Annotated in this window: 5 protein-coding genes and 3 pseudogenes; 4 read left to right on the forward strand and 4 right to left on the reverse strand. The window is 67.4% G+C overall.

Annotation, left to right across the window (positions count from 1 at the left end):
• Both ACFU8W_RS51430 and ACFU8W_RS51435 read left to right on the forward strand, forming a co-directional pair.
• Positions 1 to 96, forward strand: a pseudogene (locus ACFU8W_RS51430) (ectoine/hydroxyectoine ABC transporter ATP-binding protein EhuA); the annotation flags it as partial.
• 307 nt (positions 97 to 403) lie between these two features.
• Positions 404 to 757, forward strand: a pseudogene (locus tag ACFU8W_RS51435) (transposase); the annotation flags it as partial.
• 166 nt (positions 758 to 923) lie between these two features.
• Here the strand turns inward: ACFU8W_RS51435 and ACFU8W_RS51440 are convergent.
• On the reverse strand, positions 924 to 1,331 hold the full coding sequence (locus ACFU8W_RS51440; RefSeq protein ID WP_384052732.1) for a hypothetical protein: 408 nt from the start codon (positions 1,329 to 1,331) through the stop codon (positions 924 to 926).
• A gap of 139 nt (positions 1,332 to 1,470) precedes the next feature.
• Positions 1,471 to 3,324, reverse strand: a complete 1,854-nt coding sequence (locus tag ACFU8W_RS51445; RefSeq protein WP_384052733.1) for a hypothetical protein — start codon at positions 3,322 to 3,324, stop codon at positions 1,471 to 1,473.
• Positions 3,325 to 3,663: 339 nt separating this feature from the next.
• Here ACFU8W_RS51445 and ACFU8W_RS51450 point away from each other — a divergent pair, with 339 nt between their 5' ends.
• The gene (locus ACFU8W_RS51450) at positions 3,664 to 5,304 is read left to right on the forward strand and encodes a hypothetical protein (protein WP_384052734.1); all 1,641 of its coding nucleotides are present in this window, start codon (positions 3,664 to 3,666) and stop codon (positions 5,302 to 5,304) included.
• A gap of 10 nt (positions 5,305 to 5,314) precedes the next feature.
• Complete coding sequence (locus ACFU8W_RS51455; protein WP_384052735.1) at positions 5,315 to 5,920, forward strand: NUDIX domain-containing protein; 606 nt, start codon at positions 5,315 to 5,317, stop codon at positions 5,918 to 5,920.
• A gap of 48 nt (positions 5,921 to 5,968) precedes the next feature.
• On the opposite strand, the gene ACFU8W_RS51460 is transcribed toward ACFU8W_RS51455, so the two are convergent.
• Positions 5,969 to 6,523: a nucleotidyltransferase domain-containing protein gene (locus ACFU8W_RS51460; RefSeq protein ID WP_384052736.1), complete on the reverse strand. Its 555-nt coding sequence runs from the start codon at positions 6,521 to 6,523 to the stop codon at positions 5,969 to 5,971.
• Between the two features lie 10 nt (positions 6,524 to 6,533).
• Positions 6,534 to 7,858, reverse strand: a pseudogene (locus ACFU8W_RS51465) (IS701 family transposase).
• Between the last annotated feature and the right edge of the window lie 1,167 nt (positions 7,859 to 9,025).

A 9,025-nucleotide genomic window follows, 5' to 3' on the forward strand; every position in this document is an offset into this window, starting at 1 on the left:
GACGACGGGGTGGTGGTCGAATCGGGCCACCCGCGCGACGTACTGACGAACCCGCAGCACGACCGGACGAAGTCGTTCCTGTCGAAGGTGCTGTAACCCGTGCCGAAGTACGTCTCCGGATGTCCGCCGGTCGGTCGGACATCCGGAGGCCTACGGCCTTGCACTGCGCCGCGTCATCAGCCTTCGCCACTCGTTCCTGCGGAGGTTCGAGGGGGCGAAGCCGTGCGACCAGGGGAAGCGTCTAATCAACGACGGATCCGATGATCAAGGAGACGCCTGATGAGCGAGACCATCACCGAGCACGAAGCCGTCTAGGAGTTAGTACTGCAACCGCATCTGCCGTGACAGGTGCTGGATTGGCTCGTTGTTCCGACTGTGCGATGAATCGTTGACGGTTGAGCAGATCGAGTCGTGGTCCGAGGGGATAGCCGGGTTCCATGCCCGGTTCGCCCATCGTTTCGGCAGGTCGGAGCCCCGCGAGCGGGCGTCGGACTACCTGAACGGGTTGCTCGCGCCGCTTGAGAAAAAGAACGGGTGGACGCTGTCGGAGCAGGTCGGGCAGTTGCGCCCCGACGGCGTCCAGCGCCTGCTCAACCACTCCGACTGGGACGAGAACGCCGTCCGCGACGATGTGCGGGACTTCGTCGTGGAGACCATCGGCGCCAAGGATGCGGTGCTGATCGGTGACGACACCGGCTTCCTGAAGAAGGGCACCAAGTCCGCCGGCGTCCAGCGGCAGTACACCGATACTGCTGGGACTTGTAATTGAATAACTGTCAGATTCGATCTGTGGGCCAAGACGCGCAGCGGCAGCGTGGTCCTGCCCCTGCCGATAACCTCATCCGCCCTGGTGGGAGTCAGTGTACGGTGATCTTTGGGATGTCGGGCGGTTCACGGCGAGCGACCGGGCGTTCCTGGCGGCGTTACTGCACCGCCTGCCATCCTCTCGCCGCCGCCCTCGCGGGCAACCCGCACGCCAAAGCCTTGCGGGCGGCAAGGTAGCCCGCGATTTTGAACGCCAGTTCGTGAGAGCCGAACGTATCGGCGCGGGCACGCCGCAGCACCACCCGAGTGGCGATCACAACTCCGTGCTCGGGCAAGCTCAGCTGTTCCTCGATCCCCACGGCGGCAGCGGCGAAGAAGCGTGGCAAGTTTTCGGCAGGTTTGTACTCCACCGTCAGGTCTTGGGCTACCTCGAAGGCGAAGCCCTCGGCTGCGGGCTCGAAATCCACCTCTATCTCCGCGAAATATGGCGCGCAGTTCTGCTTCTGATGCAGGACACACACGCCACGGATCGGATACGACGGGAACCGAGGCAGCGCTGACGTCATGCCGGAACGCTACCCCCTGCCCGGTACCCCGCCTCCGCCGTCGACCTTGGTGACAGAAAACCTGCCTCTGTGAGCGCCCTCACCGACGCCGACGGCCTCCCCTGCCCGGGCGCACCGTGCCGCCGCGCCCGGGCGGCACTCACCCGAGGAACGACAGCAGTACGGTCAGAGCCAACAGCACAGCGAGGACGGAACCCAGTGGCAGGCCGTGGTTGCGCGGTGGACTCTGCTCGATGGGGCGCAGCTCCGGACGGGTGTGCAGCGCGTTGATCTCGTCGGTCATCCGGTTGTACGGCGGGCGCAGTCCCAGTCGGCGTTCCGCCCAGGGCCAGCCGATGCCGGGCAGCTCCCAGGTGTCCTGGTCGCGCACTCGGATCTCGACCGTGCCCTCACGGGTGTAGGCGGCCCCCCGCAGCCGTTCCCACGGCACATGCCGCACCTTCCAGGCTCCGGTCAGCCACAGCCCCGCGCTGTCCGCGGTGACCCGCCAGTTGAGCAGGGTGGCCGCCAGGTTGAGCAGCATGAACGGTCCGAAGAAGCCGAGGACGTGCCAGCCGAACCCGTCCGCCAGCAGCGTGTCGGTGACGAACTCGGTCCCCACCACTGCGCACGCCGTGAAGGCCAGCCCGCCGGCCCTGGCCGCCTTGCCAGGTCCCCAGCGCATCGGCCGGCCGGTGGGTGTCAGGGTCGCGGCCACCTCTGCCACACGGTCGTCCGGCAGCTGCTTGGCGCCGGCGGGTTCCTCGATCGCGTCGAGGTTCGGGGCGTGCGCCAGGGGACCAGGGCCCCTCCTGGGCAACCGGACCGGCCCCCTGGTGCGCGTCACCACCGGGTTCCCATCACCGTCGGCCGTGAGGAAGACCAGCTCGCCGCCTTCGCACGGGGCGCCGAACATGACCGCCTCGTGCAGCCGCGTGTCGAAGACCGGGGCGTCCTCGCCCTCCCAGTCCTCCTCGTCGTACTCCCCCTCGTCGGGCGGCACCTGCCCGAGGAGACAGCTGAAGAGGGGGGTGCTGCCAGAGGCGTCGTCGGCGGCGTAGACCCAGGTCCGTCCATTGAGATCGACGCGCCCCAGCACCCGCAGAGCCGGCACCGGTCCCCGCCGCAGCGCCGCACTGCGGCGGCGCGCCAGGACGCCCGTCGCGAGCAGCGAGATGCCCAGCAGCCCGGCGGCCAGCGCCAGCATTTGCCAGCCGAAAGCGTCGTACGGCTCGGCGGCCAGGCGCCGCCACCGTCCGTCCTCCAGCACCGTCACCCTGGTCCCGACGGCGTAGTCCTCGGGGAACGCCGCGTCGACGGTGATGCGCCGCGCGTCGTTGGTGCGGACACGGACCGACACGTCGTTCCGGCTGATCACCTCGGCCGCGATGCGCTCCGCCCCAGCGGCATGGCGCTCGTCCTCGCGCACACCGCTCAGGCCCAGGCAGATCGCGCCGACGGCCACGACGCACAGCATGGCACCGGCTGCGAGGGGGATCGTCCCCCGCCACAGCGGGCCGACTGGCTCGGGCAACCGGTGCCGTATCCCGGCGGCGGCCCGCTCCACGAGTCGCCGCTGCTCACGCCGGGCGGCCGACCGCGCCCAGGCCGCGGCCCAGCCGAGCGCGAGGACCGCGATCACCACCATGTTCGCGGCTCGAGACACCTCTCCGGGGGCGGGGAACTGCTCCCACGCCACGAGCACCGCCAGGACCGGCGCGTTGACGAGGGTGAGTTCGGGAAGCCGGGCGAGCCAGTACAGCAGGCCCACGGCCAGGCCCACCTGCACCATGCCAGCCCAGTCCGGACCGCACGGAACCGCATCGCTGCACACCGGTTCCGGATCCGCGCCGATCGCCACGACCAGTGGGACGAGCAGTGCCAGGACGGACCACAACGGCCTCGTCCACGGCGCCAGGCCGGCCTTCCGCCACGCCGCGGCGTCGACGGACTGCCAGTTGGGAATGTCTGCGGGGACGGACCCCGACGGTATGGGAACCGGGCTCTCGGACACCCGAGGATTATGCGGTAGGCCATCGCACCTGTGCCCACCGGCCCTCACCAGCAGGACCGGGCCCCCCGACGGCGACCGGAACGGTCCCGGACACCGTCGGCCGGGTTCACTCCGTGTGGACCGCCTCTCCCGCGACCGGAGTGAGCACCGAACAGGTGCCGGCCACGTCCGTGTCCGGGGCGAACAGGTCCCGGTCGAGGACGGCGAGGTCCGCGGCCATGCCCTTGTGCACCACGAGTGTGGGGGATGGCCAGGGGGCCTTCGCCGTACGCCCCTGCGTACAATGCGCTTCGCTCCCGAGCGATCCGCGCTCTTCACAGTCTCGTGGGGGGACTTCACGTGAGAAAACAATCCCTGGCACTCGCCTGCGCCTTTGTGGCGGCAGGCGTCCTGCTGGGCCCGGTGCCGGCCGCGCACGCCGCGGTGGCACCCGTGCTGTATGGCGTGGGCAGTGGCGGCACGCCGGCCTCCGGCCTGGTCTCGGTGTACGCCTCGTCCGACAGCGCCATCACCTCCATCACGGCACACCTGTACGCGCCGGACTCCGCCACCGGCGACCCGGAGGTCGCCAAGGTCAGCGACTTCACCCGCGCCTCGGGCAGCGACCAGCAGGGCTCATGGCGGACCAGCACCCCGCTGCGCCTCGCCGACCTCGGCGTCTACCGCGTCATGGTCGACCTGACCGACGCCGACGGGGACACCACCACGGCCCAGGGCACCTACGAGTACGAACTCGAGGCGAACCTGACCGACCTTCAGGCCACACCGCAGAACCCTGACTACGCGCACCAGGACGTCACCGTCACGGGCGGCTTCACGGTCACCGACCCACGCACCGGCGAGACGACACCGGCAGCGGGCAAGCAGGTGGACCTCGATATTTCCAACGAGGCAGACAAGACGACCACGACCGGCGCCAACGGCCGCTTCACCGCCACCTACACCGTGGACGACCCGTCCATCGCCGACGTCAACGCCTGGCTGCGGCTGGACGAGCCCTGGTACCAGTCCAGGGCCAACCAGAGCGTCGAGGTCAGGGCCGTGCAGTCGCAGACGCGCATGACCCTGGACGCCACCGACGTGTACGTGAAGGCCGGTCAGCCGGCCACGGTCTCCGGCACGGCCGAGGTGTACGTCGGCGGGGCGTGGAAGCCACTGGCCGGAGCCGTCGTCGACGAGGTGTGGGACAACGGCGACGGAGGACCCCGCGTCGCCTCACGGCCCGTCACGGGCGCCGACGGCCGCTTCACCGGAAACCTGACCGTACCGAGGTCGGGACGGGTCTGGGTGCAGGTGCGCACCGGGACGTACCTGGGGTACAGCGGCTTCCAGACAGTCCACGTGTACGTCGCGAACAAGACGTCCATCACCGGCTTCACGGCGACCTTGAACAAGTACTCCGAACTCACCGCCAAGGGACTGCTGAACACCGGAAAGCAGATGCCCTCGGGCGCGGTCAACAAGGTCGAACTCCAGTACTCGGCCGACGGCAGGACCGGCTGGAAGACCATGAAGACGGTCACGCCGGGCAGCGGCGACCCCGAAACCGGCGCACCGTTCAAGGGCACGTTCGACGCGCCCTACAAGGGCTACTACCGGGCGCACTTCAAGGGCAGCCGCGACTTTCAGGAGTCGTACAGCGCGGTCGTGTACGCCAAGCGCACCCCGACCCGGATCACCGACGGCAATGCCTCGCCCGAGCCGGTCCACAAGGGCCGCACGATCACCTACAAGGGCAAGCTCCAGCAGTACACCTCGAGCGCCTGGAAGGCCTACGCCGACCAGAAGGTGAAGATCCTCTTCCGCCCCAAGGGCTCCAGCACCTGGTACGACATGGGCAACACCTACACCCGCTCGGACGGCACATTCAGCAAGGGCTTCACGGCCTCGAAGGACGGCACGTGGGTCGCGGTTCTCCTGTACCCGAACAGCACCCACCTGGTGAGCTCGGGGCGCGAGGACTACATCGACGTCATCTGAGCACGAGCACATGCGGAAGGCCGCCCCGGACAAAGCCGGGGCGGCCTTCGCCACACGTACTGCGGAGAGAGCCCCGTCGCCCTATGTTGTCTCAGCGATTCGTGATGTGTTTGACCACCGGGTGGTACAGGCCGCAGCCGCCGATGTCCAGCTGGCGAAAATGGAGTTCGACGGCGCTGGCCAGTGGCTGACTTCCGTTGGTGAGGGGCCTTCGGAGCCTCTTGCCGCAGAGGTGTGGGTGTTCGACAAGGCGCTCGCTCGAGTGCTGCTGGTTCATCACCGGTGGCGCGGTTGGGTCCCGCCAGGCGGGCGCGTTGAGCCGGGAGAAACACCCCGGGAGGGAGGGCGGCGCGAGCTTTTCGAGGAGACCGGCATCGAGGTGGAGCTGCTGCCGGAACCTGCCGCAGCCACTGTGCGGTCCTATCACCTGGAGTGGCCGGCCACCCTTGGGTTGTCATTCGTCGCAATCGTGGATGCTGCGAAGCCTTTGGCCCCAGAGAGCGGACAGCCAGCGGCCTGGACACCCCTGGACGAGGACTGGGCCAGCTACTTCCCCGAGGACGCATCGCGCGTCCGTCGACATGCGCGACGGCTGCGTGAAGACTCAGCCCGCTGAATCGAAATTCTTGAGCGTCCGCCCAGAGCGCGAAGTGTGGCTCGCGGATCAGGTACGCCAGGGGAGTGCGTATCCTTCGCGCAGCGGTCCGCCGAGCAGATCGAGAACTTGCTCGGCCGCAGTCGCCAATGGCGCGGGGTCGGTGCGATCGGCCACGGCTTGATGGCCATCCAGCAGAGCCTTGCCACGCACCGGGTCCGCACTCAGTAGTCGGCGCGGCAGCCACTTGCCAATGCCCGTCCAAGCACCGTTGTAGGCGGTGAGCAGGTGTGCCGCTTCGCGCAGGGTGAAGTCGGCGAGGGAAAGCTGTTCATAGCGATTGGTTGACGGGGTGTCGACCAGGTCGTCCATGTAACAGGTAAGGCCGTAGCGACTTCGTTCCCTTTCCGTCAGCGTGAGCGGAGGGGGACCGCCCGCGAGCACCGCGCGGGCCTGTTCGCACGTTCGAGACAGATGGCCATGCGGGTCCATCAAGGGCAGGCCCTGGTCATAGATGAAAAGGACCGTGCCTCGGCGGCGCACCCTGTCCCACTCGAAGAATTCCGGTACGTCCGCAAGGGTGGTCAGGAACAGTTCGGCCAGACGGCCCTCATGACGTATCACCTCACGGCGGCTAGTACTGCAACGACACTCCGTGATGTCCTCTGCGTTTGTAGTGGCTGATGCGAGCTCGTGCTTGGCTCTTTCTTCGCCATACGGACCAGGCGAGTACGTACTGGACGCCATGACGGACGGGAAAGCAGATGCGATTGAAGAGACGCCGGGCCTCGTTCATGGTCACGGGTATGAGGGATCGCTCGGTATCGGTTTCGAGACCCCCTTTTTTGCCTCCGCCCGCAGGATGGCGAGGAAGGCGAGGGCAGCCATGGAGAGAGTTATGTGCCGGTACCACGCGGTATAGCCGCGGGCTTGGTAGTGATCAAGGCCGGTCTCGTTCTTCGCGGCCTGGAAGCATTCCTCGACCATCCACCGGGACCCCGCGATCCGCGCGAGTTCCCCAAGAGGCGTCCCGGTCGGGGAGAAGCAGATGTAATAGGCGATGTCCGTGGGGTCGGCAAGGCTGCGGCGTGCCAGTAGCCAGTGGTCCCAGCCCTCGCGGCGCCAGGGCCGGATCGGGGCTGCCGCCCAGTCGTAAACCCTCGGCCCATGAGCACCGTTGCCGCAGTTCAGAGTCTTCCACTCATCGTCGGCAAGCTGGCTGATCAGCTCGTGAGCGCGGGCCTGACCGAAGAATTCCATGGTCATGACCATCTGCGATTTCGGAACCGCCAGCACGTGAGGTATTTCGTGTTCCTCCAGCCACAGCCGGATTCGGCTTGTCTGGCCGTAGACTTCATCAGCAGTCACCCAGCCAAACGGGATCCCAGCCTCCACCGCACGTTGCAGCATGCGCAGTCCCAGGTCCGGCTTGGTGGCGAACTCGACATCGTCTTCGATACCGGCCGCCCGGCAGCGTTCACGGTCCGACGTCCAGCCCTTCGGAAGATACAGCTCGCGGTCTATCAGGGCACGCCCCTTCCCGGATCCGTAGGCCAGGAAGACTCCGATCTGAGAATTCTCAATCCGGCCGGCCGTCCCCGAGTACTGTCGGGCCACACCCGCCGACCGGACGCCCTTCTTCAGGAATCCCGTCTCATCGAGGATGAGAATTCCCTGTTCGGGATCCCCGAGGAGTTCCACGACCGCGTCGCGGACATCGTCGCGCAGAGCCTCGGCGTCCCACACGTAGTGGTTCAGCACACGCTGCATGCCCTGGGGGCCGTCATCGCCGACGGTCTCCGCCAGGGTCCAGCCGTTCTTGCGTTCCGTCTCACTGAGCAGTCCCCGCAGGTAGGACACCACCCGCCGCCGCGACTCCACACGACCGAACCGACCCGCGAACCGCGCCACGAAGTCATCGAATGCATCTGACCAACCGTCAGTTATCTCTTCCTGCATGCAGCAATCAACGAGGCAGCGTCCACAACGTCACGGAGTGTCGTTGCAGTACTAGCGCTGTCACGCGGATCCGTCGCCCGATGGCGAATCCGCGGCCATGCGGGCTGATCATCATCGCGACCTACCCGGACTCCACATATCGGCGACGACGTATGGGCCAGCGACCGCGTCCGCGACGGCGGTCGTCACGGTCACCGCCACCGCGCAGGTATCTCTGATCCGGGTGGTCCATGGGCGACGACACCGACCGCTACCTGGACCGTGAGGTGGCACGCGCCGGCCCTCGGTGACGGCGGAGAGGTCCTGCGAGTTTCCCTGTCGGGCAGGCCTCCTCCAGAGGGCTGGGCAAGCCTGTCGGCGTGCTGGGCAAGCTCTCACTCTCTGCTGGCTCTTGGCTGGCCAGGAGACCGGTGGCCGGTTCACCGCCCTGCGCGGGCGGTGACCGGGGCCAGCCCTGGGTGCCCCACGGTTGGGAGCGGATCCGTAGGCCGCTGGCACCGGTCACACCGACACGGTGTCGCCGAAACTGCCGGAACCGGTCGGCCGTCCCGTGGACCAGCAGCGGAGCGGCTGTCCTGCAGCAGGCTCGCGAGGAGGCCCAGTATCCAGTTCATGACGTTGGTGCGCGTACGTGCTCCAGGCTCTGCGCTACCTTTCCCCAGAGGGACCGTACACACGGACGACCCCAACATGGGTGCCCTGTGCAGTTACTTATGTGCTGCCGCTACACAGGAAGGCTGGGCTGCTGTTCGTGAGCGTGCATCACGATGCGGGACAGGGGGCTTGCGAGTGAGTCGGGCCATGCAGACGTTCGTCGCAGCGGGCCTGGTGATAGGCGTGGCCGGGTACACCGCGACGAAAGTCCTCAACGCCAACACACGGCCCGTTCACGCACCGGAGCCGACGCCGTCCGATGAGCCGGGGGACGTTCGTCCCACCCTGCCGTGCGACTGGACACCCACTGCTGCTCCCACCGACCCCGTGCCGCGCACGATCGTCGTGGTTGCATGTGATCCGTCCCTGAACCAGAAGGGCGGATGAACTGCGATGCCCGGGGCCGGGGCGAGCAGCGCTGTCAAGCCCCGGGTTTGATGGAGAGTGGATTAGCTGTTTTTCAGGGTGAGTTCTGGGGTGGTCGTTGGGGTGTGGCGGGCTTCGAACTCGGCG

This window comes from Streptomyces sp. NPDC057565 (assembly GCF_042801455.1).
In the GTDB taxonomy this organism is placed as follows: Bacteria; Actinomycetota; Actinomycetes; order Streptomycetales; family Streptomycetaceae; genus Streptomyces; species Streptomyces yanii.